The organism is Mesorhizobium sp. M0701, assembly GCF_040320365.1.
In the GTDB taxonomy this organism is placed as follows: Bacteria; Pseudomonadota; Alphaproteobacteria; order Rhizobiales; family Rhizobiaceae; genus Mesorhizobium.
In genome coordinates this window covers 82007-106889 of record NZ_JAMYPO010000020.1, presented here as the reverse complement: position 1 = coordinate 106889, position 24883 = coordinate 82007, and the positions used below count along the sequence as shown (strand labels likewise).

General features: G+C 62.8%; 25 protein-coding genes and 1 riboswitch. Of the genes, 12 read left to right on the top strand and 13 right to left on the bottom strand.

Features of this window, described 5'->3' with window-relative positions:
* Positions 1 to 303: 303 nt before the first annotated feature.
* The 7 genes from NKI24_RS19755 to NKI24_RS19725 all read right to left on the bottom strand — a co-directional run bounded on the left by NKI24_RS19755 (position 304) and on the right by NKI24_RS19725 (position 5819).
* On the bottom strand, positions 304 to 1113 hold the full coding sequence (locus tag NKI24_RS19755) for an MBL fold metallo-hydrolase (RefSeq protein WP_352747570.1): 810 nt from the start codon (positions 1111 to 1113) through the stop codon (positions 304 to 306).
* Between the two features lie 185 nt (positions 1114 to 1298).
* Positions 1299 to 1490: a YdeI/OmpD-associated family protein gene (locus NKI24_RS19750; RefSeq protein WP_352449783.1), complete on the bottom strand. Its 192-nt coding sequence runs from the start codon at positions 1488 to 1490 to the stop codon at positions 1299 to 1301.
* A gap of 63 nt (positions 1491 to 1553) precedes the next feature.
* The gene (locus NKI24_RS19745) at positions 1554 to 2348 is read right to left on the bottom strand and encodes a helix-turn-helix domain-containing protein (RefSeq protein WP_352747566.1); all 795 of its coding nucleotides are present in this window, start codon (positions 2346 to 2348) and stop codon (positions 1554 to 1556) included.
* Between the two features lie 75 nt (positions 2349 to 2423).
* The gene (locus tag NKI24_RS19740; RefSeq protein WP_352449694.1) at positions 2424 to 2768 is read right to left on the bottom strand and encodes a hypothetical protein; all 345 of its coding nucleotides are present in this window, start codon (positions 2766 to 2768) and stop codon (positions 2424 to 2426) included.
* 146 nt (positions 2769 to 2914) lie between these two features.
* Positions 2915 to 3685 (bottom strand): type 1 glutamine amidotransferase domain-containing protein, encoded by a 771-nt coding sequence (locus NKI24_RS19735; protein WP_352449695.1) that lies wholly within the window; start codon positions 3683 to 3685, stop codon positions 2915 to 2917.
* Positions 3682 to 5181, bottom strand: coding sequence for an aldehyde dehydrogenase family protein (locus NKI24_RS19730; protein WP_352747562.1), 1500 nt, complete (start codon positions 5179 to 5181; stop codon positions 3682 to 3684). The genes NKI24_RS19735 and NKI24_RS19730 overlap by 4 nt, the downstream gene beginning before the upstream one ends.
* Complete coding sequence (locus tag NKI24_RS19725) at positions 5178 to 5819, bottom strand: NADPH-dependent F420 reductase (RefSeq protein WP_352449697.1); 642 nt, start codon at positions 5817 to 5819, stop codon at positions 5178 to 5180. Before NKI24_RS19725 ends, NKI24_RS19730 begins: the two co-directional genes overlap by 4 nt.
* Before the next feature lie 381 nt (positions 5820 to 6200).
* Positions 6201 to 6316: riboswitch (guanidine-I (ykkC/yxkD leader) on the top strand.
* 102 nt (positions 6317 to 6418) lie between these two features.
* On the opposite strand from NKI24_RS19725, the gene NKI24_RS19720 reads away from it, so the two are divergent.
* The 7 genes from NKI24_RS19720 (at position 6419) to NKI24_RS19690 (ending at position 12069) form a co-directional block, all read left to right on the top strand.
* Positions 6419 to 7483 (top strand): putative urea ABC transporter substrate-binding protein, encoded by a 1065-nt coding sequence (locus NKI24_RS19720; RefSeq protein WP_352449698.1) that lies wholly within the window; start codon positions 6419 to 6421, stop codon positions 7481 to 7483.
* A gap of 38 nt (positions 7484 to 7521) precedes the next feature.
* Complete coding sequence (locus NKI24_RS19715) at positions 7522 to 8400, top strand: ABC transporter permease (protein ID WP_352747581.1); 879 nt, start codon at positions 7522 to 7524, stop codon at positions 8398 to 8400.
* The gene (locus NKI24_RS19710; protein ID WP_352747558.1) at positions 8397 to 9206 is read left to right on the top strand and encodes an ATP-binding cassette domain-containing protein; all 810 of its coding nucleotides are present in this window, start codon (positions 8397 to 8399) and stop codon (positions 9204 to 9206) included. The genes NKI24_RS19715 and NKI24_RS19710 overlap by 4 nt, the downstream gene beginning before the upstream one ends.
* Positions 9207 to 9216: 10 nt before the next feature.
* Complete coding sequence (locus NKI24_RS19705; protein WP_352704165.1) at positions 9217 to 10425, top strand: agmatinase family protein; 1209 nt, start codon at positions 9217 to 9219, stop codon at positions 10423 to 10425.
* A 2-nt stretch (positions 10426 to 10427) separates the two neighbouring features.
* Positions 10428 to 10967 (top strand): hypothetical protein, encoded by a 540-nt coding sequence (locus tag NKI24_RS19700; protein WP_352747556.1) that lies wholly within the window; start codon positions 10428 to 10430, stop codon positions 10965 to 10967.
* 47 nt (positions 10968 to 11014) lie between these two features.
* Complete coding sequence (locus tag NKI24_RS19695) at positions 11015 to 11608, top strand: HupE/UreJ family protein (RefSeq protein ID WP_352747553.1); 594 nt, start codon at positions 11015 to 11017, stop codon at positions 11606 to 11608.
* Positions 11609 to 11946: 338 nt separating this feature from the next.
* Positions 11947 to 12069 (top strand): hypothetical protein, encoded by a 123-nt coding sequence (locus NKI24_RS19690; protein WP_352449789.1) that lies wholly within the window; start codon positions 11947 to 11949, stop codon positions 12067 to 12069.
* A 413-nt stretch (positions 12070 to 12482) separates the two neighbouring features.
* Here the strand turns inward: NKI24_RS19690 and msuE are convergent, their stop codons facing one another.
* The 6 genes from msuE to NKI24_RS19660 all read right to left on the bottom strand — a co-directional run bounded on the left by msuE (position 12483) and on the right by NKI24_RS19660 (position 18132).
* Positions 12483 to 13073: an FMN reductase gene (msuE, locus tag NKI24_RS19685; RefSeq protein WP_352449703.1), complete on the bottom strand. Its 591-nt coding sequence runs from the start codon at positions 13071 to 13073 to the stop codon at positions 12483 to 12485.
* Positions 13074 to 13146: 73 nt separating this feature from the next.
* Positions 13147 to 14202: an aldo/keto reductase gene (locus NKI24_RS19680; protein ID WP_352747550.1), complete on the bottom strand. Its 1056-nt coding sequence runs from the start codon at positions 14200 to 14202 to the stop codon at positions 13147 to 13149.
* Positions 14203 to 14221: 19 nt separating this feature from the next.
* Positions 14222 to 15169, bottom strand: coding sequence for an ABC transporter ATP-binding protein (locus NKI24_RS19675; protein WP_352743833.1), 948 nt, complete (start codon positions 15167 to 15169; stop codon positions 14222 to 14224).
* Positions 15147 to 16145, bottom strand: a complete 999-nt coding sequence (locus NKI24_RS19670; RefSeq protein ID WP_352747547.1) for an ABC transporter ATP-binding protein — start codon at positions 16143 to 16145, stop codon at positions 15147 to 15149. Before NKI24_RS19670 ends, NKI24_RS19675 begins: the two co-directional genes overlap by 23 nt.
* Before the next feature lie 2 nt (positions 16146 to 16147).
* Positions 16148 to 17146 (bottom strand): ABC transporter permease, encoded by a 999-nt coding sequence (locus NKI24_RS19665; RefSeq protein ID WP_352471358.1) that lies wholly within the window; start codon positions 17144 to 17146, stop codon positions 16148 to 16150.
* On the bottom strand, positions 17146 to 18132 hold the full coding sequence (locus tag NKI24_RS19660) for an ABC transporter permease (protein ID WP_352449708.1): 987 nt from the start codon (positions 18130 to 18132) through the stop codon (positions 17146 to 17148). Before NKI24_RS19660 ends, NKI24_RS19665 begins: the two co-directional genes overlap by 1 nt.
* Before the next feature lie 314 nt (positions 18133 to 18446).
* On the opposite strand from NKI24_RS19660, the gene NKI24_RS19655 reads away from it, so the two are divergent.
* Genes NKI24_RS19655 through NKI24_RS19635 form a run of 5 tightly spaced genes read left to right on the top strand, consistent with a single transcriptional unit; the run spans position 18447 to position 24853 of the window.
* Entirely contained in the window at positions 18447 to 20057 is a 1611-nt protein-coding gene (locus NKI24_RS19655) for an ABC transporter substrate-binding protein (RefSeq protein WP_352747543.1), read from the top strand.
* Positions 20058 to 20117: 60 nt separating this feature from the next.
* A complete protein-coding gene (locus tag NKI24_RS19650) occupies positions 20118 to 21302 on the top strand; it encodes an LLM class flavin-dependent oxidoreductase (protein WP_352747540.1) in 1185 nt (394 codons plus the stop codon).
* Between the two features lie 9 nt (positions 21303 to 21311).
* Positions 21312 to 22349 carry an ABC transporter substrate-binding protein gene (locus NKI24_RS19645; protein WP_352449711.1) on the top strand — a complete coding sequence of 346 codons (1038 nt, stop codon included), beginning with the start codon at positions 21312 to 21314 and terminating at the stop codon, positions 22347 to 22349.
* Between the two features lie 18 nt (positions 22350 to 22367).
* Entirely contained in the window at positions 22368 to 23585 is a 1218-nt protein-coding gene (locus tag NKI24_RS19640; RefSeq protein WP_352747579.1) for an acyl-CoA dehydrogenase family protein, read from the top strand.
* 5 nt (positions 23586 to 23590) lie between these two features.
* The gene (locus NKI24_RS19635; RefSeq protein WP_352449712.1) at positions 23591 to 24853 is read left to right on the top strand and encodes an FAD-dependent oxidoreductase; all 1263 of its coding nucleotides are present in this window, start codon (positions 23591 to 23593) and stop codon (positions 24851 to 24853) included.
* The last annotated feature ends 30 nt before the right edge of the window (positions 24854 to 24883 follow it).

The window sequence follows — 24883 nt, the reverse complement described above, 5'->3', positions numbered from 1 at the left end:
TCCCCGAACTTGAAACCGACCAATGGATCGTCACCCATCACGAGGAACGTCACTCCCCGCCGGTACGGAAAGTCGCCGACCGGATTGCCGCCTTGATGCGGGGGCACCAGCCGCTGTTTCGCGGCGAGACGCCGATCCGGTAAGCCTCAGGCAGATCGGCCGCCAGTGGATCAAGAATCAGATATTTTGGTGGGCCGGACGATGGTACCGCCGCCGTTGAGGACGCCGGAGTGCGGCGCGCTGCTCGTCGAGATCCTTGCCTTGGGCGAAGAGAGCGGTATAAACCGACCAGCACAGGGCCGCCTATCCGGTCACTCGTCCTCCTGCCGGCTCATAGCCGTATGCTTCGCCCTTACGCACCACGCGACCGATGCCCGGCCAGCCAAGGTGCGCGCCGGCGATCCACGTCCCCGCCTCGGCCGCGTCACTGAAAACCTTTAGGCGGGTTGCGCGCGCGGTCAGCTGATCGTCGTCATAGCCCCAACTGAACGCGGGATTGCCGAACTGCAAGGCCGGCACATGAACGATGTCCCCGAAGAATAGGAAACGGTCCTCGTCCGTGTCGAACGTGTAGCCAGTATGACCGGCAGCATGACCGGGCAAGGCGACCGCCCTCAATCGCTCACCCACCTGGTCGCCATTCTGGACAGGCTTCAGCAGGGGCCGGAACTGCGCAAGGTGCGCGTAAACGAAAAAGCTCCCCACAGCCGCCTCGGAAATTACGATCGCCTTCAAGTTTGGAAAGAGCACTCGGCCGTCGGGGGTCAAAAGTCCGTGCACATGATCCTGATGGGCGTGGGTGAGCGCCAAGACCGTGATCGAAGCCGGGTCGATCTTGGCTTCCGCCATGGCCTGCTCAAGACGCCCCACTGTCGGGGCCCAGCCCCCTCCTCCGCTGTCGATCAGAACGCCGTCAACGCCTGGACCTGCCAGCGCGAAGCAATTGACAGACAGGCGAAGCGCCCCTGCCAACGCAGCTTGCGGCACCGGATTATCCTGCGGGTCCCGCAGAAGGTCCGCCGGCATCTCGATGTAACCGTCCGAGAGCGACCAGACGCGCCACCTTCCTGACGTGCTGCCGAGCACGTTATTGGTTTGCGATGTCACGATCATATGGCCACCTGCCGCAAACGAAAATGGAGGATAGGTTCGATTGTCACTATTTGGCTCTCTGCATCCTCTGCGCAAAAACGTGGGGAAATCGATGAAGATCAATGCGGAAAGCACCCGATCTCGATAGGCCACGGATCGGAAGATGATCGTTGACGGATCTGCTAGCTTCGCGGCGATGCCAGCTCTTATTGCATTCCCATGTAGATTCCTCCCTTCGTAAGCTCGTCAATCATCTGATTTATGCGCTTTCGGCGTGTTTCCGGGTGACGGGCGCGCTCGATCCAATGCAAGTAATCATTGCGCTGATAGGGAGGCCGTTGCTCGAAAGCAGTTATCAGATTTGCGGCCTCGAGCGCTGCACGCAAACTGTCGGGCATCTTAGCCAACGGACGTTTCAGCAACTCACATCTCCGCCATTCGATGCTGGAATAGATCACAAGTCAGCCGTCGCGCCTGCGAGACCGCAGCCGGCCTGGCGACAGCCCTTTCAATCGGGTCACGACGCGATTCATATGGGCCTGGTGAGTGAAACCCGCGTGCTGAGCAATCTCGGCCAGCGGCAGATCGCTATTTTCCAAAAGCTCGACCGCGCGATCAACGCGGCGGCGTAAAATGAATTGATGTACCGGCAATTGCGTCGCCTCGCGAAAGGCGGCGGTGAAGGCGCGTCGTGGTATTCCCGCGATTCCGGCAAGATGGTCGATCGACACCCCCTTTTCCAGATCGCCGTCAATCGTAGCGAGGACCCGGTCGAACCGCTGCGAGGTTAGGACCGGAGACTTCTGCTGCCGCTGGCGTGCATGCCCGAGACGGAGCAGGTTCGCGAAAACCAGGCCCAGCGCCCATTCGCGGACGATCGGGTTGGCTGGCGAGTCGCCTTCGAGGCGTCGGCACAACTCGGCCACCAGCGAATCGCGTATCGGTCGATCGGTCAGGATGACCAGGTCCTCGGGGGTCCCGCCTGCCGATACCAGGAGCCTTGACGCCAGCGCGGAGTCAACGGTGATCATCGTCAGCTCTCGCGGCTCCTCGATCTTGAACCGCGTGGCACGCTCGGGAAGACTGAGCAGCAGGTCGCCGGGGCGGGTGAAAACGCGCCGCAGCCCGCGGCCAAGATCGATCTCTGCATAGGATGAACCGCTGCGAATCACTCGCAGCTGAACGACTCCGGCCGGCGCGTGGCGATAGTCGCCGGCAGGAAAGAACAACCTCTTTGCACTTGCCGCGGTCACCATCGTTGTACCGGGCGTCCGGACGCAAGTTCCTCCAGGACTTCGATGATCGATCGCCGCATCCTCGATCCTTGATGCCTACACTTTTGCCCGTTTGACTGGTCCACCAGGCGCATCATTTGCCAGGGCAGTCAGTTCACCAATCCGGGGCACAAAGATGTTGTGCAGTGTCTGGGTCATAATGCTCATTTCACGCTGAACTTGCAGTTCCTGTGCGGCGGGAAACAATGTGTCCTGCAAGAAGAGCTCCAGGCCTGCCTTGTCGTCCCATATCTCGATGATGCGATAACCATCGTCTGTGGCATGCGCGATGTGCTGGTAGATGCCGCCAGCGGGCCGCCTCTCCACGCCGATCCGATCGAGGATGCGGCTATAATCTTCGGCCGTCAGGCCGGCAATATCAAGTGTCGTCACTACGGCCATGGTTCATCCCCGCTGCTGATAGTGGTTGTTTGAGGTGGAGTTCTTGGACGGACCCCGGATCCTACTGGGCCGATGTCGTTTGGCATCGCCCGCCCTGACGGCGAGTTTGTCTCCCGAACTTCACCGACAGGAGCGGTCTTTGATCCTCAGCCACCGAGCGCCTCGATGACAAGACGGGCGGTCGCCGCTCCGGAGAAGTTCTGCTGGCCGGTGATCAAATTGCCGTCGCGCACGGCAAAATCGCGCCACAGCCCGGCCTGAATATAGTTCGCGCCGAGCGCACGCATCTCATCCTCGATCCGCCATGGCATCAGATGCGTACCGTGCGGCAGCGCGCCCATCTCCCAGACGGCATTGTCGGCGAAGTCCTCCTCGACATTGGCGAACCCCGTAACAGTGCGCCCTTTGGCCAGCAGCTCGCCGGTTGAGAGGCGCGCGTAGCGCAGCAGCGCGACGCCATGACACAAGGCGGCCGCGACCTTGCCGGCCGCGAAAAAGTTGACGAACAGCCGCTGCAGCTCAGTTGCGCCTTCGAAGGTGAACATCGGCGCCTGGCCGCCAGCGACGACGATCGCGTCGAACGCGTCGACCGACAGCTCTGCGATGGGCCGGGTCGTCTCCACCAGCGCCGCCAGTTTCGGCGTCGACAGGAAACCGAGCGAGATCAGATCCCTATCCGAATAGCCGGACGGATCGCGCGGGTCGCTCAACGCATCCGCCTCGCATTTGCCGCCCTCAGGCGAGAAGATCGCGACTTCGTATCCGCGCTCGGTGAAGGCGAGCCAGGGATGAGTTAACTCGCTCCACCAAAACCCGACCGGCCAGCCTGTGGTGGTTGACACAGCCGGGTTTGAAAGGACCATCGCGACGCGCTTTGGACGCAGCGGGTCGAGTGGGTTGGAATCGCGCACGCTCATCGGGCCATCTCGACTGGTTCGCCAAGATTCGCCCAAATCGTCTTGTATTGGGTGTAGCTTTCCCACGCCTCGCGGCCCTGCTCACGGCCATAGCCGCTCATCTTGAAACCTCCGAACGGCGCATTAGGATGGTACTTGTGCCAGCAGTTCAGCCAGACCGTGCCTGCCTTGATCCGGTCGGCGAGCCGCAAGGCGCGGCCGAGATCGCTGGTCTGGATGCCCGAGGCGAGCCCGTAGCTCGTATCGTTGGCGATCCGGATCGCGTCCTCCTCGCTGTCGAATGGAATCACTGGCAAGACAGGGCCGAAAATCTCTTCGCGCGATATCCTTAGGTCGTTGGGCGCATCGGCGAAGATGGTCGGCTCGATGAAGAGGCCCTTGCCGTTCACCTGGCGGGTGCCGCCGCCCGCGGCCAGTCGCGCGGTGCGCTTGCCCTCTTCGACATAGCTCAAGACCTTGTCATACTCGCCCCGCGATGCGATCGGCCCGATCATCGTCGCAGGGTCCAGCGGATCGCCGAGCGTCGCCGACGACGCCATGGCGCTCAGCTTCTCGACGACCTCGTCATAGCAGGCGTGTTCAACCAGCAGGCGCGATCCGGCGACGCAGACTTCGCCCTTGTTCCAGAAGATGCCCCAGAAGGCTGCCTGCATCGCGGCATCGATATCGGCATCGGCGAAAACGATATTGGGACTCTTGCCGCCGAGCTCCATGGTCAGGTGTTTCATCGTCCCGACACCGTTACGCATGATGCCCTGGCCGACGGTGGTCGACCCGGTAAAGGCGATCTTGTCGACGCGGGCATCGTTGACCAGCGCGTCGCCGATGGTGCCGCCCGGGCCGGTTACGAGATTGTAAACGCCTGGCGGCACGCCCGCGTCGAGGATCACTTGCGCCAAGGCGAGGGCCGTCAGGGGCGTGTCGGTCGCAGGCTTGTGAACGACCGTGTTACCCGCCGCGAGTGCCGGCGCGATTTTCGAACAGGACAGCGCGAGGGGAAAATTGAACGGGGTGATCGCAGCGACCACGCCGAGCGGCTCGCGCCGCGTCAGGATCCTGATATTTGGTTCGTAGCTGGTGCGGTAGGCGCCGTCCATCGCGCTCATGGCGAGCCCGCCATGAAAGCGGAACAGTCCTGAGCAGTGCGGCATGATGATATCGCGGAAATCGCGATAGGGCATACCCATATCCATCGCCTCGCGCACCGCGAAATCCTCGGCCCGCTCGTCCATTAGATCGGCGATGCGAAACAGGATTTTAGCGCGCTCCTCATGATGCATCCGCGCCCAGGGTCCTTGCTCGAAAGCCCGCTGCGCGGCCGCGACGGCATCGCTCGTGTCGGTGACGTCCGCCTTCGCAATATCGGTGATCGCCGCGTCCGTGGTCGGATCAAAAGTCGTCGAAGTCTCGCCGCTGACGGCATCGCGCCATTGGCCATCGATCAGCAGACGTCCTACTGGAATCGCCTTGCGCCGCGCGGGTAGATAATCAGTCATGAACCGGTTCCGTCCTGTCGAATGAGATTGAAGGAAATTGTCGGCCCCATCCCGCGCCGATAGGCGAGCTGGACCAATAGCAGCATCATCGGCTCGATCAGGCGCGAGGCCGTGAGATCGCCGACATCGACCGGCATTGTCGGCAGATCGGCGAGAAGCCGGCAAACCGCCGCCTTGGCATCTGCGTCATTGCCGGCGACATAGCTCGTCACCGGATCGCCGTTGAGACGCGGATCATCCCTGTCAAGCAATTCGGCAAAGGTCGGAATGCACTTGACGACAAGGGCGCCCCGCGCGCGCCTCTGAACCTCCTCGCCTACAGACGTAGTAGTGCCTAGCAGCATCGTGGAAAGGTCAGGCGCGACTGCATTGGTATTGTCCCAGACGATCTTGCCCGACAAATCGCCAAGCGCGTCCATCGCCAGCTCGAGAGCCGGCCATGGCGTCGCCAGGGCAATTACGTCGGCCCATCTCGCTACTTCGTCAGGGGCACCGAAGCCAACACGGAGGGTTGCCGCAATTGCGCGCAACTTGCCTTCGTCACGACTGAAGCTGAGGCGAATTTCGTGCCCGGCGAGGCCAAGACATTTCGCCAAGGCCTTCCCGAGCGAGCCTGGTCCGATGATCGCAACTTTCACAACTGCCTCCCGACACGCGATCGGGCTTGCCTAGCATCATTGCGGTCGCGCTTATTTCACGAATTGCCCTTGCACGATCGGGCGCACTCGTCACATGGGTCGGCGCCAATTGGCATCCGGATCCGCCGCGCGCTCACGCCCTTCCCGAACGTGTCCCTATTGGGCATGTATGTGTGGGCGACCATAGAGCAGGGTGCGATCAGCGGAGGTCCCCAGGGCACAAGCCTGCTCATATTGGTTGACGCTAGATTTTCCTTGCCTAATCCGTCGGCGTTGCGATGACTTTTGTGGCATCAGCATAACGCGATTGCCTGCAAATCCGGGGAAAGGCCGCCTCAGGACGGCTTTCCGGACTGGCACGCCCCTTGCTTCGTTATTCACGTGCAGAGCGTCTAGGGTTCCGGCCGTGTCGATCACGGTGCTGGTCCAAGAGACGCGACCGCTTGAGATGCATTGAGGCATCTGGCGGAACACGGCGGGCCAAAATCCCGGGAGAACCCTGCACGGGTTTGCTGGCGCGAACCTCTCCCGGATGCGCGCTCCGTGAACCCCCCAAACAGACGTTCGGACGTAATCCGGATCGCAAACAGGGGTATGTAATGCTTCGCAAACTGGCCACAATCATCCTAGCCGCATCACTCAGCCTCCCCTTCATCTCAGCCGCGCAAGCGGCGCCCAAGAAAGACTTCAAGATTTGCTGGTCGATCTATGTCGGCTGGATGCCGTGGGGCTATCTTTCCGACAGCGGCATCATGAAGAAGTGGGCCGACAAATACGGCATCAATGTCGAGATCACCCGCATCAACGACTATGTCGAGAGCATCAACCAGTACACGGCCGGCGGCTTTGACGGCTGTTCGATGACCAACATGGATGCGCTTTCGATCCCGGCCGGCGGCGGTGTCGACACGACGGCCTTGATCGTCGGCGATTTCTCCAACGGCAACGACGCGGTCATCCTCAAGAACAAGACCGCGCTCAAGGATATTGCCGGCCAGAAGGTCAATCTCGTCGAGCTCTCCGTCTCACATTACCTACTTGCGCGCGCGCTGGAGACGGTGGGGTTGGCCGAAAAGGACATTACGGTGGTGAACACCTCCGATGCCGACATGGTCGCTGCCTACGGCACCAGTGACGTCACCTCCGTCGTCACCTGGAATCCGCTGGTCTCGGAAATCGCTGCCATGCCGGGCGCCCACAAGGTATTCGATTCGACTGAGATCCCCGGCGAGATCATCGACATGATGGTCGTCAACACCGCGACGCTGAAGGACAATCCGGCCTTGGGCAAGGCGCTTGTCGGTGCATGGTATGAAGCCATGGCGCTGATGACGTCGGGCACGCCCGAAGGCAAGGCGGCCAAGGAAGAGATGGCCAAGGCGTCGGGGACGGATCTTGCCGGTTTCGACGCTCAGCTTGCATCAACGGCGATGTTCTTCGAGCCGGCCAAGGCGGTCGCATTCACCAACGGCGCCGAACTGCCGAAGACCATGGATCTGGTGCGCAACTTCCTGTTCAGCCACGGCATTCTTGGTACCAACGCGCCGAGCGTCGACGTGATCGGCATGAGCTTCTCCGACGGCTCGACGCTGGGCGATGTCAACAACGTCAAGCTCCGCTTCGATCCGGCCTTTATGGCAGAGGCGGCGGGCGGAACGCTCTGACGCGGGAGCGCGACATGCTAGCCAGAGGAACCGGCATCATGCAGGCCGCAGCAGGCCCCGAAGTCGCGCGCCTGCTACTTAGCAGGCCGAAAGGGCGGCTTCGCATCATCAACGCGACGGTCTCCCGCGGCGGAGCGTTGCTGCTTGGGACGCTTCCGTTTGCCGCCGTGGCGATTGCCTATCTCTTCGCTTCGTCGCAAAGGCTGGCGGTCAATCCCAGCGACAAGCTGCTGCCCTCCCCTGCACAGATGTGGTCGGCCTTTTCAGACCTGGCGACAGTGCCGGACAAGCGCTCCGGCGACCTGATCCTGTGGGCCGACACCTATGCCAGCCTGATCAGACTGTTCGCCGGAGTCGGCATGGCCACGCTGGTGGCGCTCAGCCTTGGCGTCGCCATAGGTTTCATCCCGCGCGTCAGGGCCTTTCTACTGCCCTTGGTCACAGTTGTCTGCGTCATCCCGCCACTGGCGCTGCTGCCGATCCTGTTCATTGCGCTCGGCCTCGGCGAAACGGCCAAGATCACCTTGATCGCTCTCGGCGTCACACCGGTCATGGTGCGCGACATCGCCAACCGGGTGATGGAATTGCCGCCGGAGCTCGTCGCCAAGGCACAGACGCTCGGCGGCAACAGCTGGACCATGGTGCTCAGGCTGGTGCTGCCACAGGTCATGCCGCGCCTCATCACTTGCGTACGGCTGGCGCTTGGGCCGGCCTGGCTGTTCCTGATCGCGGCAGAAGCCATCGCCTCCACCGAGGGGCTCGGCTACCGCATCTTCCTCGTTCGTCGCTACCTATCGATGGACGTCATCCTGCCTTACGTCGCCTGGATCACGCTGCTTGCGGTAATGACCGACTGGCTGCTCGTGCGGCTCTCTCACATCATCTCGCCTTGGGCGCATCCGGTGCGGACCAGATGAGCCGGATCCTCGTCCATAGGCTGGAGAAGAGCTACGGCGACGCCCGCGTGCTGGAACGGGTCAACGTCTCCGCCGAAGCGGGTGAATTCCTGTCGCTGGTTGGCGCCAGCGGTTGTGGAAAATCGACGTTCCTGCGCATCCTGCTTGGCCAGGAACAGCAAAGTGGCGGCGTGGTCATCGTCGGCGACCAGCCGATCGTGCCGGAACCGAGGCCGCAGCGCGGCATCGTCTTCCAGCGCTATTCCGTGTTTCCGCATCTGACCGCGCTACAGAACTTGCTGCTGGTCGAGGACTTCCGTTCGGGCGGACCGTTCGGCCGCGTCTTCGGCGCCAGGCGCAAAAGCGCCAGGCAAGAAGCCGAAACCATGCTGGAACGGGTCGGGCTTGGCCATGCGCGCGACCTCTATCCGGCCACGCTTTCTGGCGGCATGCAGCAGCGGCTGGCGATCGCGCAGACCTTGCTCGGCCGGCCGCAGATCCTGCTTCTCGACGAGCCGTTCGGCGCACTCGATCCCGGTATTCGCATCGAGATGCATGAGCTGCTCACCGAGCTCTGGACCGAGCACGGCATGACCGTGGTCATGGTCACCCACGATATCGGCGAGGCATTCAAGCTCGGCACGCGCGTGCTGGTCTTCGACAAGGTGCGCCACGACCCCCAGTTCCCGTCCGCCTATGGCGCGACGATCACCTACGATCTGAAGCTCGACCGCAAGCACCGGGCTTCCGCACGAGACGTGGCCGAAGTGGCCGCGATGGTCGGGACGACCCGACTGGATAGCGCAATCGCGACGACGGCGTCGTGAAGGAGGTTTCATGCACAGAGATAGTCCAGAACGCCGGCATCGTCGCGCCGGGCTCACCGACCACCAGCCACGCCAACGCTTCCACCATCCGAACTTCGAGATCCGCGACATGCAGGGCTGGAAGTCGATCGAGGCGGAAGGAAAGCTGCCCGAGGATGGCTGGCGCAAGGAACAGAAATGGGCACTCGACATGGGCCTGCCCGGATCGGATTCGATCATCGACAAGTCGATCCCGACATTCGCGCGAGGCGAGTTGCCGCATTTCGCCGGCATCAACACCTTCCTCAAGGCGCCCTATGTCGAAAACGTCCGCGATGTCGGCAGATATGACGCTGCCGTCATGGGCATTCCTTTCGACAGCGGCACCACTTACCGGCCCGGAACCCGCTTCGGGCCGCAAGGCATGCGCCGCATCTCGGCGCTCTACACGCCTTACAATTATGAGCTCGGTGTCGACCTGCGCGAGCAGATGACGCTTTGCGACGCCGGCGACGTCTTCACCATCCCCGCCAATCTCGAAAAGAGCTTCGACCAGATCACCAAGGGCGTCAGCCATGTCGCCTCTTCCGGGGCGCTGCCGATCATGCTCGGCGGCGACCATTCGATAGGATTTCCGTGCGTGCGCGGCATCGCCGACGTGACCTCCAAGCGAATCGGCATCATCCATTTCGACCGCCACATCGACATCCAGGAAAAGGATCTCGACGAACGTATGCACACGACGCCCTGGTATTGGGCGACCAACCTGCCGAACGTCTCGGCCAGCAATCTGGTGCAGCTCGGTATCGGCGGCTGGCAGGTGCCGCGCTACGGCGTCGCCGAGGCGCGGAAGCGCGGCACCAACGTGCTGACGATTTCCGATATCGAACAGATGGGGCTGGAGAAGGCGGCGGAGATCGCGCTCGAACTCGCATGGAAGGACACCGACGCCGTATACATCTCCTTCGATGTCGACAGCATCGATTGCGGTTTCGTGCCTGGTACGGGCTGGCCGGAGCCCGGTGGCTTCCTGCCGCGCGAGGCACTGAAGCTGCTCGGGCTAGTGTCGGCGCCCGGCATCTGCGGACTGGAAGTGGTCGAGGTGTCGCCGCCCTACGACACGTCAGACATCACGGCGCTGTTTGGCGTGCGGGTTGTCGTCGAGGCGCTCGGCTCGATGGTCGCGCACGGCAATCTCGGCAAGCACAAATCCATCATCGACAAGCCGACGAGCTTTTGACCATGCACGATGATCATCACCACCACAGCCATGACCATGGCGACGGTCACCATCACGGGCCGAACGGTCATCATCACCATCCCCACCCCGTCGGCCACAACGGGCCGGCCGGCAAGCCATTGCAATGGCAGACACCGCATCTACCGCACGACCATGCGCCCGAACCCGCCGACGCGCCGGCGACGGATCTCGATCTCGTCGAGATCGCGTTTCTCGAAGGGTTTTCGCGGGCGCCCGACCCCTCCAGTTTCCTGCGCCTCGCCGGGATTCCGTTCGTCGGCGAGACCGCCGACGGCGTGCGGCTGCATCTTCTGCGCGTCGAGACGCAGGACATGGTCGATGTCGGCGCCGTCATGCCGCTGATTGGTGGCGCCGGCGTCACCTATCACCCGCTGCCCGCGAAACTGACGTCGCGCCGGCGCCGCCTGGCCTTCGTCTACCATGACGGCAGGGGACAAAGACTCCTCGACTTCGGCGAGGCGCGGCTTCTGGCCGACAGGTCCGGCGCCGCACAATTCACCATGCCAGGGGCCGGACAATGAGCACCGGCCTTGAACCGATCGCACCCCTATCAAACAGGTCCAGAACCATGAACAGAACGCTTTCATTCTTCGGCAGACTCGCCCTGGCAGCCGCCACAACCCTCATCCCCTCATTGGCCTTCGCCCATAGCGGCGGATTTCATGCCCACGGGTTTGTAGACGGCCTTCAGCACCCGCTGACCGGTATGGACCACCTGCTTGCCATGATGGCTGTCGGCATCATTGCCGCTCGCGCCGGCGGCAAGGGGATCATCATCGTGCCGTCGTGCTTTGTCTCGGCGATGCTCGCTGGCGCCCTCCTCGGTATCGCCGGCATCGGCCTGCCCTCACTGGAAACCGGCATAACGCTATCGCTGGTGGTCTTCGGCGCCATGATGGCACTTGCCAAGCCGCTTCCGCTCGCTGTGGCCGCCTCGCTGACTGCTCTCTTCGCCCTCTTCCACGGCAATGCCCATGGCCTCGAAATTCCCGAGACGGCCAGCGGCATCGCTTATGTGGTCGGCTTCGTGGTCGCTACTTCGGCTCTTCACGCGACCGGCGCGTTAGCCGCCCTAACACTTCGGCGCTGGCCGCGAGCCATCCGCACGGCAGGGGTCGGCACGTCGTTGGTCGGCGTGGCGCTGGCGGCACAGATCATCTGAACCGCAGCCCATTCATCTGCGATGAACAGGAGGCGAAGGCGTGATCAACCGGCTAACCGTTTGGCAGCGCATCCGAAACGTGCTGTACCAGATCCTGAAGACCCGGTCTGAGCGACTCTGATCTCATCCGGAGATTGAGGCTAGCAGCTTGCCGTACGCCGCGCGCGCGTACGGAGCGGTCCGCCGTGGGTCGCGATTAACTTCCTAGCTGCAGCCGGACGGTCTTGCCTGACGTCGCCGGCCTGTTCCCAGCTACGCCAAATGATCGCCGTCGTGAACTCCGCGCCGGCGAGCGTGACTTGGACGGCACCGCTGCTGGCGGCCTCCCGGGCGAGGTCATGAAGAACTGGCGTGTCAAAGCGCCGAACACATTCGATCGCGAATTCGGCTTCTCACGCATGGGCTACGAGATCGCCGCAGGGTGGGGTGCGGCGATGGCCGATGTAGCATCCAGACAGTAGTTCGAGGTTGATTGCGACGGGACTATGCGCGGATTTCCATTCCAAACACCCTGCCGGCGTCGTTCAAGCACTTGATAAACGATCCTGACACTCCACCGGCGGTTGGCAACACATCTGCGGCCTCCGGAGGCCCACCATAAGTCAAATAAAATCAAACGCTATGGACGGCGGTTCGCCAGTTATTACTTGGCTACCCGAACCAAAACACACCCCTAAGTCATTGATAAATAATAACAATGGTGGGCCCGGAGGATGCATCAAAAGCTTGATTTCATTGACTTTTTCGTGGGCCAAAATCAGAAATCTTCCCGTATCGTTCCGTATGGTTCCGTCGCCGATGTCGGCCAAAACACCGAACGTTCTGCTTATTTGGCCGTCCAAGGCATCCGGCACCTGCTCGAACCCGATATCCGTCAGGCCGAAGCCGCCCGGACCGGTTGGCTCTTCGGCTGGCGCGGTGAAAGCAGGGCAACGAATTGATCCACGGCCTGCCCGGCCCGCGCCAGAACCAGCGAATCTACGAGCTTGCCGTCGGCAAAGTCGCTGTCACTGCCATAGACGGCGCTCGGCACCGTCAGGGCGGAGTAAAAGCCAAACAGCGGGCGAAGCTGATGTTCGACTACCAGCGCGTGGCGCTGGCCACCACCCGTCGCGCCGATCAGGACCGGCCGGTCGACGAGCGCCAGTGGATCGATGAGGTCGAACAGATGCTTGAACAGGCCAGCATAGGAGCCGTTGTAGACCGGCGTCGTGACGATCAGCGCGTCGGCCTGTTCGACCGCGTTTACCACATTCAGCGCCTCCGGCGTCAATTCCTTTCGAGTAAACGCAGCACCCAGACCACGGCCGGCATCGACAAGATCGAGGAAATTTACTGTGACAGACAATCTTTCGCGCAGCGCCTCGCCGAGATGATGCGCCAGCGTCCGCGACTTCGACGGCCTGTGGGTGTTGCCCGAAAGCACGACGATGTTCTGGCGCAGCCGTTCGACGTGGAAATTCATGGGCTCTCTCATCTGTCCAAAGCAATTGGAAACGCGGGCGGGGCCGCCGGCCCCGCCATTTCGTCGGCGACCGTCAGGCGGCGCGCAGAGGCCGTGTCAGCGGGATCGGCGCGGCCGGCTCCGAACGCGGCACGCGGCCTTCGACCGGATGGCTCGGATCATTGAACCCATGCGTTGAGGCATGGCCGGCGGTGACGAGGCAGTCGACAAAGGCCTCGTCCTCGGCGCTCAGCCTGAAGTCCAGCGCCTTCGCATAGCTGTCCCACTGTTCCTCGGTGCGCGGGCCGGCGATCGCCGCCGTGATCAGCCGGTTGTTCAACACCCAGGCCAGCGCGAAATCGGCGGCCGAGACGCCGCGTGACTTTGCGTGCGCCGCGATCTGCCTGGCGATCTCGATCGATTCCGGGCGCCACTCGGTCTCGGCGATGCGCTTGTCGCCACGGCCGGCCCGCGTGTCGGCGGCAGGCGCCTGGTTCGGCTCGTATTTGCCGGTCAGCACGCCGCGCGCCAGCGGGCTGTAGGAGACGATGCCAAGACCGTAATAGGCGGCCGCCGGCAGCTGTTCGGCCTCGGCGGTGCGGTTGACGATGTTATAGAGCGGCTGGCTGGCCACCGGCCGGTCGATGCCGAGTTCATCGGCCAGATGCGCGACTTCGGCGATGCGCCAGCCACGAAAGTTGGAGACGCCGAAATAGCGCAGCTTGCCCTGGCGGATCAGGTCGGCGATCGCCCGCACCGGCTCTTCCAGCGGCGCATCGAAGACGGCGCGGTGGAAGTAGAACAGGTCGATATAGTCTGTTCCCAGGCGCCGCAGGCTGTTCTCGACCGTCTGGATCACCCATTTGCGCGAATGGCCGCCGAGATTAGGCCCCTTGTCATGCGAGTTGACGAATTTGGTCGCCACGACCCAATGATCGCGCGTCGCCTTGATGCCGCGACCGACGACTTCCTCGGACTTGCCGTTGTGGTAGACGTCGGCGGTGTCAATGAAGTTGATGCCTTGCTCGCGCGCCTTGTCGATGATGCGATGCGCGACCGTCTCCTCGGTCGGCCCGCCGAACATCATCGTGCCGAGGCTGAGCGGCGAAACCTTCAGGGCGCTGCGGCCAAGATAGCGGTAGTCGGACATTTTTCTGCTCCGTTGAATTTCAGTTGATGGTTGGTTCGGCGTAGTGGCAGGCGACATGGTGTCCCGGCGCGATCGCCCGGAACGCCGGTTCCTGCGAACGGCACAGATCGGTCGCCAGCGGGCAGCGGGTATGGAAACGGCAGCCGCTGGGGATGTTCTGCGGGCTTGGCAGATCGCCATGGATCGGCGCGGCCTGACGTCGGCGCGCCGGGTCCGGCACGGCATCCATCAGCGCGCGCGTGTAGGGATGCTTCGGCGAGGTCCACAGCGTCGAATTGTCGGCGCTTTCGACGATGCGGCCGAGATACATGACCAGCACCCGGTCGGCGAAATAGCGGACGACTGATAGATCGTGCGAAATGAAGAGATAGGACAGCCCGAGCTGACGTTTCATGTCGACCAACAGGTTGAGGATCTGCGCCTGGATCGAAAGGTCGAGCGCCGAGACCGGCTCGTCGCAGACGACCAGTTCCGGATTGAGGATCAGCGCCCGGGCGATGCCGATGCGCTGGCGTTGCCCGCCGGAAAATTCATGCGGGTAGCGGCCAAGCGAATCCCTCGGCAGACCGACACGCTCGATGATGTCCTCGACGATGGTGCGCCGCTCGGCCGTGTTGCCGATGCCATGGACCTTCAGTGGTGCTGTCAGGATGTCGCCGATCGTGTGGCGCGGATTAAGCGATGCGAACGGATCCTGGAAGATCATCTGGATATTACGGCGCGCCGCCTTCAGCCGGCGCGCGTCGAGAACGGTGATGTCGGTGCCGTTGAACTCGATCCTGCCGCTAGTCGGGTCGACCAGCCGCATGATGGTCTTGCCTAGCGTCGATTTTCCGCAACCGCTTTCGCCGACGAGACCAACCGTCTCGCCGCGTCCGACTTCGAGGGATACGCCATCGACGGCGCGCAGCGTGCCGCCCTGGGCGTGGAAATGAGTGGAAAGGTCAGAGACCGAGAGCAGCGCCATGCGCAACCTCCGGAATGAAGCTGTAGGGGCAGGCGACTAGACGATCCTCGCTCACCTCGACGAGGGCGGGTACGAAATGGGCACAACTGTCGCGCGCCACCGCGCAGCGCGGCCGGAACGGGCAGCCCTTTTCGCCGGCGGCCGAGACGATACTGCCGGGAATCTCCGTCAGCCTGGCGTCGCGGTAGTGGAGATTGGCCTTCAGCCGCGGCGACGCCGCCAACAGGCCGCGCGTATAGGGGTGAAGGGGTGTTCTGAACAGCACGCCGGGCAGCGCCTGTTCAACCTTGCGGCCGGCATACATGACGACGACCTTGTCGGCCCATTGTGCGACGACACCAAGATCGTGGGTGATGAGCACTACAGCCATCGATAGTTCGCGGCGCAGCGTATCGAGCAGGTCGAGCACCTGCGCCTGGATGGTCACGTCGAGCGCCGTCGTCGGTTCGTCGGCAATCAGCAGGCGCGGTCGGCAGGCAACGGCGATGGCAATCATGACGCGCTGGCGCATGCCGCCGGAAAGCTGGTGCGGATAGTCGTCGATGCGCCGCTGCGGATCGGGAATGCGCACCAGATTGAGAAGCTCGATGGCACGGCTCCGCGCTGCCTTGCCGCGTATGCCTTCGTGCAGCGTCAGCACCTCGGTGATCTGCCGGCCGATGGTCAGCACCGGATTGAGCGACGTCATCGGCTCCTGGAAGATCATGGCGATCTCGCGTCCGCGCAGGTTCCGCATAGCCCTCTGGTCGAGACCGAGCAGGTCCTTGCCGGCGAATTCGATCCTGCCATTGGGGATTTTCGCCGAGCGCGGCAGAAGCTGCATCAGGGCGAGCGCGGTCAGCGACTTGCCGGAGCCTGATTCACCAACGATCGCCAGCGTCTCGCCCTCACCGACCTCGAAGCTCAGCCGGCTGACCGGCTCGGTGGTCGGGAAGCGAACCGTCAGATTGTCGATCCTGAGCAAAGGAGCCGCCATCTCTATCGCTCCTGTGAGAAACGCGGGTTGAGCGCATCGTTGAGGCCGTCACCGATCAGGTTCAGCGCCAGCACGGTAAAGACGATCGCCAGTCCCGGAAGCGCTGTCAGATACCAAGCGGTGCGGATCAATTCCCTGCCCGCTCCGATCATCGAGCCCCAGCTGACGACGTTGGGATCGCCGAGGCCCATGAAGGACAGCGCCGATTCCATCAGAATCGCGGTCGCCACCATCACCGACGAGGTCACGATCAACGGCGGCAGCGCATTGGGCAGGATCTCGCGGAAGATAATGCGGACATGGCCGTAGCCGAGGCTGCGGGCGGCCATGACGAAATCCTTCTCGCGGATGGCCCGGAACTCGGCGCGGGTCAACCGCGCCACCGTCGGCCAGGTGATGACGGCGATCGCCACTGTCACGACAGGCGCGGTCGGCTGCGCGATCGCCACCATGACGACCAGAAGCACGAAGCTCGGTATGGTCTGAAAGATCTCGATCAGGCGCACCAGCAGGTCGTCGATCCAGCCGCCGAAGTAGCCGGCGGCGGCGCCGACCAGGATGCCGAAGCTGAGGCCGAGCGCGGTCGCCACCAGGCCGACGAACAGCGAAATCCGCGCGCCATGCAGAATGCCGGAAAGCACATCGCGGCCCATGGAGTCCGTGCCCAGCGGGAAGGCTGGGTTCTGGCCCGGCCACAGGAAGGGCCGGGCCACCATCGATAGCGGATCGGCCGGATAGAGGACTGGTGCGAGCAGTGCGGCCAGCACGACCAACGACAGGAACACCACGCCGAACATGGCATTGGGATTGCGCAGGAAGACCTTCAGCGCACGCCCGCCAGCGGCTATCGGCACCGACGCTGCCGAAGCGGAGCGTGCGTCGGGCGCGTGGAGATTGCTCCAGCTCTTTGCCTCGGGCTCAGGCGGTGCCGCAGGCCCGCGAGCATCGGCATGGAGACGGCGGGAACGGGCATCGCCCGCGGCGAAATCGGTGGAAGCCATCAGCGTACTCCGATACGGGGATCGAGCCAGGCGTGCAGAAGATCGACGGTCGCGTTGGCGATGATGACCAGCAGCGACGACAACAGAAGGATGCCGAGCAGCACGGTGAAATCGCGGCCCATGACCGCTTCGAAGGCGAGACGCCCGAGGCCGGGCCAGGAATAGACGGTCTCGACAACCACGGCGCCGCCGAGCATGCCGCCAACATGCATGCCGGCCATGGTGGTAATGGGGATCAGCGCGTTGCGCAGGACATGGCGAATGGTGATGATGGCCGGCGGCAGGCCCTTGGCTGCGGCGGTGCGCACGTAGTCCTGCGACTGGACCTCCAGCATCGCCGCTCGTGTCAGCCGCGCATAGATCGCCACGTAGAACAGCGCCAGCGACAGTGCCGGCAGGATCATGTAGCGCGCCCTGTCCCAGAGCCCGGCAAGGCCGGTCAGGTTGCTGCCGATGGTTCCCGAGCCGCCGCTCGGCAGCCAGCCGAGCTTGACCGAAAACAGCACGATCAGCATCAAGCCGATCCAGAAACCCGGGATTGAATAGAACAGCAGCGAAATAACGGAGAGCACACGATCCGGCAGGCGCCCGGCAAACACCGCCATCACCGATCCAAGGGCGAGGCCGAGCACAATGGCGACGGCCAGAGCCACCGCCATCAGCACCAGCGTGCCGGGCAGCCGCTGGCCGATCAGGTCGGCGACCGGCATGCCGTAGCGCGGCGAAAAGCCGAGGCTGAAATGCGCCAGATTGTAGAGATAGTTGAACAGCTGGACGAGAAGCGGATTGTCGAGCCCGAAGCGCTGGCGAAGCGCCGCCATCGTTTCGACAGTGGCCGAGCCAGCCTCGCCGGCCATGACATCGGCGGCGTCGCCGGGCGCGAGCTGCAGCAGGAAGAAATTCAGGATGACGATGCCCAGAACGGTCGGCACCGCCTGGATGGCGGTGCGCCGGAAGGTTCTGCCAATGCGCGTCAGGGTCGACATCGTTTTCGCTATCCCGGCTGTGGCTGACGATGCGGGTTTGCTGTTTCCCGGAAAGTTCCGCGCTTTTTAGTTGACAAGATTTATAGACATTGTCAAACCTGATTTAAGAAATTTTATCCTGCAATTGGCTTCATTGCAGAATAGAATTTTATTTCATACTACAAACTTAGCTGTTTGAAGCATGAAATCTTAAGCGCGGGAGCAGGTCGGCCAAATCTTTTCGCAAACGGACCCGCTCTTGGAACAACGGATTTTTAACCTGGTGGCCGACGATCGGTCGATCGGGTCCGGCAGCAAAAAAGGACCAGGACGCGATGTCTCATTTCCTCAGTCCGAACCGCCGCAGGTTCCTCGGCATCTCGGCAGCCGCGCTCGGAGCGACCCTGTTGCCTGCATCGCGCAGCGCCTACGCCGCCGAGCCGAAACAGGGTGGAACGGCGACGCTGGTGCTCTCGGCTGAGCCGCCTGTGCTGACGACCATCGCCCACACGGCATTCAATTCGGTCTACGTCTCGGCAAAGACCACCGAAGGCCTGCTGACCTATGATTTCGATCTCACGCCGCGCCCATCCCTGGCCAGACAATGGTCAGTCAGTGACGATGGGCTGCAATACACCTTCAAGCTGCGCGAAGGCGTGAAGTGGCATGATGGCCAGCCGTTCACCGCCGCCGACGTCGCCTATTCGATCACCACGATCAGAGAGGTTCATCCGCGCGGCCGCAACACCTTCCTCAACCTTGTAGACATCCAGACGCCGGATCCGCTGACCGTGACGCTGGTCCTGTCGAGGCCGGCGCCTTACCTGATCACGGCCTTGGCCGCGGCCGAAACGCCGATCGTGCCGAAGCACCTCTATGACGGCACAAAGGCAGCCGAAAATCCGGTCAACGTCGCTCCGGTCGGCACCGGCCCGTTCGTCTTCAAGAAATGGGTGCGCGGCAGCCACATCGTTTACGAACGCAATCCTGACTACTGGGACGCACCGCGCCCCTATCTCGACCGGTTGATCGTGCGCTTCATCGCGGACGCTTCGGCGCGCGCGCTGGCGCTGGAGACAGGCGAGATCGATCTGGCGCCGGCAACGCCGATTCCGTACAGCGATTTGCAGCGTTTTGAGACGCTGCCGCATATCGGCTTCGAGGAACAGGGCTACCAATATTCAAATGGCATCAGCCGGGTCGAGTTCAACCTGGAGAAATCCTATTTCCAGGATGTTCGCGTCCGCCGTGCCTTCGCCCATGTCATCGACCGCAACGTCATCCGCGAGACGATCAACTATGGCTATGGCGAAACCATTCCAGGCCCGATCAACCCCAATCTGAAGAAGTGGTTCATCGCCGACCTGAAGACCTATCCGGTCGACACGGCCGCCGCCGATAAACTGCTCGATGAAGCAGGCTTGCCGCGCGACGCCAACGGTACCCGGCTCAAGCTTGTCCACGACTATGTCCCGAGCGGCGAAACCTACAAGCGCGGCGCCGACTACATCAAGCAGGCATTGGCCGCGGTCGGGATCGAGGTCACCGTGCGCAGCCAGGATTTCGCCACCTACACCAAGCGCATCTACACCGACCGCGACTTCGACTTCACCTTCAACGGCATGAGCAATCTGTTCGACCCGACGGTAGGCGTACAGCGCCTCTACTGGTCTAAGAATTTCAAACCCGGCGTGCCGTTCTCCAACGGTTCGAAATACAGCAATGCCAAGGTCGACGAACTTCTTGAAGCGGCCGCCGTCGAGGTCGACCACGAAAAGCGCTTCGAGCAATGGGCCGCGATCCAGCAGATTGTGGTCGAGGACCTGCCCGATATCGGCATCGTCAGCCAACCGGAAATCACCCTCTACAACAGGCGCATAGCCGGTCACACGGTGGGCGCCGAGGGCAATGCCGGCTCCCTCGCAACCGCCCATATCGTCGCCTGAGCCCTGACCCGTGCGCGGTCCTTCGCGCGGGTTCCCTTCCTCCACCCGAGAAAGTTCGCCATGACGCTCGCCCACAAGCCTGGTTCCATCGTCGGCACGCCCTTCTTCAAGGCGCCGACCGACTATCCGGACAGCCCGCTGTCGAAAGCGCTTCAGCAGCCGGTGCTAATCGGGCTGTTCCTGCCGATCCAGGCAGGTGGCTGGACCAACTCGACGCTGCCGCGCTCGACCGACTGGCGCTTCGACTACAATCGCGATCTGACGTTGAAGGCCGAGGAGCTTGGCTTCGACCTCGTCTTCGCGCTCAGCCAGTGGCTGCCCAAGGGCGGTTATGGCGGTTTCTTCAACGGCCAGGCGCTGGACAGTTTCGTGTCCGTGGCGGCGATGGCCGCGATTACCAAGAAGATCATGCTGATTTCGACCATGCATGTTCTCTACGGTCCCTGGCATCCGCTGCATCTGGCGAAATTCGGCGCCACGCTCGACCACATCTCCGGCGGCCGCTGGGGCATCAACGTGGTCACCGGCCATCGCGCCGTCGAACATGAAATGTTCGGCTGGAACCGTATCGAGCACGACCGCCGCTATGAACTCGCCGCCGAGTTCGTCGAAGTGCTGCAGCGACTGTGGCAGGACGACGAGAATTTCTCATTCTCCGGAGAATCGAGCTGGAAGCTCAATGGCGGCTTCGTCACACCGAAGCCGAATTACGGCCGGCCGATCCTGGTCAACGCCACTGGCTCCGATGCCGGCATTTCCTTTGCCGGCCGCTATTCCGACATCGTCTTCGTCACCAGCCCGGCCGGCTCCGACATCGCCAGCGCGCTGGAAGCGCTGCCGGCGCATACGAAGAAGGTGAAGGACGCAGCCCTCGGCGTCGGCCGCAAGGTGCGCACGCTGCTCAACCCGCTGGTCATCAGCAGGCCGACCGAGAAGGAAGCCTGGGCGGTCGCCGATGAGATCGTCGCCCATGCCGACAGCCGCACGCCGAAAGGCTTCCAGACTTTCAACAGCGATGCCCAGGCCTGGAAAGGACGCGAGGGCCGCGACGATCCCTACGCCAAGGTCGGCGGCAACATCTATCTCATCGGCACGCCCGAACAGATCGTCGACCAGTTCGTCAAGCTCAAGGACGCCGGCATTGACGGCCTGCAGCTGTCCTTTTTCGATTTCAAGCCTGACCTCGAATTCTTCGGCGAGAACATCCTGCCGCTGATGAAGCAGGCTGGCCTGCGCAACACCTGAGGAGCAATCATGACCGCGACTGCGATCTCCGAAATCTGGTACACACGCTGCCCGGTGCCGACGCCTGTCGGGCTCGCCGCACAGCTCGGGCTTCTCGACGAGACCTTTCGCAAGGAGGGGATCGAATTGAAGTCGATCATCGATTCGGCCAATCGCGACATCCGCCAGAGCCATTTCAACCACACGCTCGACTGGTCGTTCCGCCACGGCGGCAACGTGCCGCCGATCCGCGCGCGGTCCGAAGGGCGCAAGACGCGTCTCGTCGGCATCACTTGGACCGACGAATTCCAGGCAATCATCGCCCTGCCCGGTTGCGGCATCAGGACAACCCAGGACCTGAAAGGCCGCCGCTTCGGCATCGCCCGGCGCCCCGAGGGAATCGTCGACTTCATGCGAGCGACGGCGTTGAAGGGACTGGTCTCGGCGCTCTCGCTCGAGGGCCTTGGCTATGGCGACGTCGAGATCGTCGACATAGCGCTGGCCGACAGCGTGCTCGACAGCCAGGAAGGACCGTCGCTGTTCGGCCTCAAGCGCAAGCAGGCCTATGGTGAGGAAGCCGCAGCCCTGATCCGGGGCGAGGTCGACGCCATCTATGTCAAAGGCACGGCCGGCATCAATGTCGCCAATCTGATCGGCGCCATCCAGGTCGTGGAATTCGGCTTCCACCCCGACCCGAACATCCGCATCAATTCCGGTTCGCCGCGCGTGCTGACCGTCGATGAACTGCTGGCGGAACAACGCCCCGATCTGGTCGCGCGACTGATCGAGACCATCCTGCGCGCCAGTGCCTGGGCCGAGGCGCATCCGGAAGAGACGCAGCGCTTTGTTGCCCGCGAAGCCGGGGCCACCGAGGAACAGGTGCTGGCCGCCAATGGTCCGGATGTCCATAAGCATCTCGGCCTCGGACTGCAGCCTGAGCTCGTCGCAGCGGTTTCCCACTATAAGAGTTTCCTGCGCGACTGGGGCTTCCTCGCCGGCGATTTCGACGTCGAGCACTGGGTCGATCGCCGGCCGCTCGATCTGGTGAACATTCGCGCCGCCGCCTGAGAGAAAGCCAACGTCATGATGTCGACAATTGCCGAGTTTCCGCAACTCCTCGAGAAAGTGGCCGGCCTTGCCGACGACTTCGCGCTGACCGCCGCGCATCACGACGCGACCGGGGAATTCCCATTCGCGAATTTCGACCGGCTTCACCAGGCGGGGCTGCTTGGCCTGGTCACGGCGCGCGAACATGGCGGCTTCGGTGGCGGGCTGACGGAAGCACAGGCGGTGATCGCCGAGATTGGCCGTGGCGAGCCGTCGACGGCGCTGGTGCTAGCCATGCACTACAACAGCCAGTATGCGATGCGGAAATCCGGAAAATGGCCGCGCCATCTGGTTCAGCGGATTGTCGAGCCTGGCCGTCTTGGCCCTGCTTTGATCAACGCCGCGCAAGCCGAGCCGCGGATTGGCTCGCCCGCCCATGGCAAGCCGCCCGAAACCATTGCCCGGCGCGACGGCAACGTCTGGCGGATATCCGGCCACAAAAACTACGTCACCGGCATTCCTATTCTGAAATGGGTGAACTTGCTGGCGCTGACCGACGAGCCGCAGCCGCGTCTGGCTTCATTCCTGGTGCCGACCGACGCGCCCGGATTGCGCGTCGAAAAGACATGGAACGCCACCGGCATGCGGGCCACCGCCAGCGACGATGTCATTCTCGACAATGTCGCGATCCCTGCAGAAGACATCACCGAGGCGCAGCCGGCGTCCGAGCCGCTGAGGCGCGAGGAAGGCGCGACAGCGTTCTTCTTCTCGCTGATCGGCACGGTCTATCACGGTGCCGCCCGTGCTGCCCGTGACCGGCTGGTCTCCTTTGTCAGCACGCACGCGCCGGCAAGTCTTGGTGCGCCGCTGTCGACCGTGCCGCACATCCAGTCAGGGCTGGGCGACATAGAGGTTCGGCTTGCGAGCAGCGCGCGGCTGCTGCGTTCGCTCGCCGAAGATGTCGACGCCGGCCGGCCTGTGGGCACCGACGGCATGACGGTCAGGCATGTCGTCATCGACAATGCCGTTGCCGTCACCTCGCTGGCGCTGGAGCTTGCCGGCAATCCAGGCCTTAACAGAGATTTCCAGCTTGAGCGCCACCACCGTGATGCGCTGACCGCCCGTTCCCACGCACCGCAGAACCACATGATCCGCACGATCGCCGCCAAGGCGACGCTCAGCCGCCATACCGCCCGACAGCTGGCCGAGACACCGGCTATTGCCGCTGGCAAGCCCAAGCTCGCCGCGGTCGGTTGAGCGCCATGACAACAGAACATGTCGAAGTCGCCATCATCGGCGGAGGCCCCGGCGGCCTGACACTGGCGCAAGGCCTGAAGAAGAACAGCATCAGTGTCGCGGTCTTCGAGAAGGACCGCGCCCGCACCGACTATGTCCAGGGTTTTCGTCTGCGCATCCGCCAGCGCGGCATCGATTCGCTGATCGCCAATTTACCGCCGGAACTCTACGACGCTTTTGTCGCCACGCTCGGCCAGGCGCCGGATCGCAACATCCTGCTGGACGAGAATTTCAAGATCCTGGGCGAGGATGCCTGGGGCGGCGGCAACGCGCCGGGCGAGGCCGACGACACGCATATCGAAAAATCGGTAAGCCGTATCACGCTGCGCCAGGTGCTGCTCTCTGGCCTCGACGGCATCATGCGCTATGGCAAGGTCTTTTCACGCTACGACGAGCAGCCGGATGGTTCGGTCGTCGCGCATTTCGAGGACGGTTCGGCAATCCATGCCGATGTGCTGGTCGGAGCCGACGGCGCCCGCTCGCGCGTGCGCCAGCAGCTGGTGCCGCATGCCAGGAGCTTCGATACAGGCGTCAGGCGCCTAGCCGGCAAGATGACGCTGCATGCGGCAGCCCTTCACCAGATCTCGCCGCTGCTACTCGACTACAATGCCGGCGTCAGGCCAACCGAAGGTCATGGGCTTATGGTCACCAGCCACAGGGTCAATGTCGACGCATTACGAAAGCATGGACTGATCAGGCTGGGCGACGCCACCCACAAGGATTTTTCCGGTTTCCATTTCAACAACACCACCAGCTATGTCTGGTGGAACACGGCTTACGAAAAGGACGAACTTGCCACGGACGACGCGCTGGCAAAGCTCTCCGGTTCAGAACTGATTGACCTGCTGATCTCGAAGATCGCCCACTGGCACCCGGAAATCCTCAACCTCATCCGCTACACCGACCCATCGACGGTGGCGCTGCTTCATGTCCACAGCTCCGAACCTGTCGATCCCTGGCCGACGAAACCGGTGACGCTGCTTGGCGATGCCATCCACGCCATGACCTATTTTCGCGCGCTTGGCGGCAACACCGCGATCTACGACGCCGGGCTGCTGGTGCCAGAGCTGGTGGCCGCCAAACGCGGCGACAAGCCGCTTCTCCAGGCGCTGTCGGAGTATGAGGCCAAGATGCTGGAGCACGGCGCCAAAGCCGTGCGGTCTTCGCTGACGGCGATGCAGAAGAACGTGCTGGCGGGCCGTCGCCGCCAATCGGAAGCCGCCGAATAGTGGCCCCCGAAAAAATCGCCTGACAGTGCT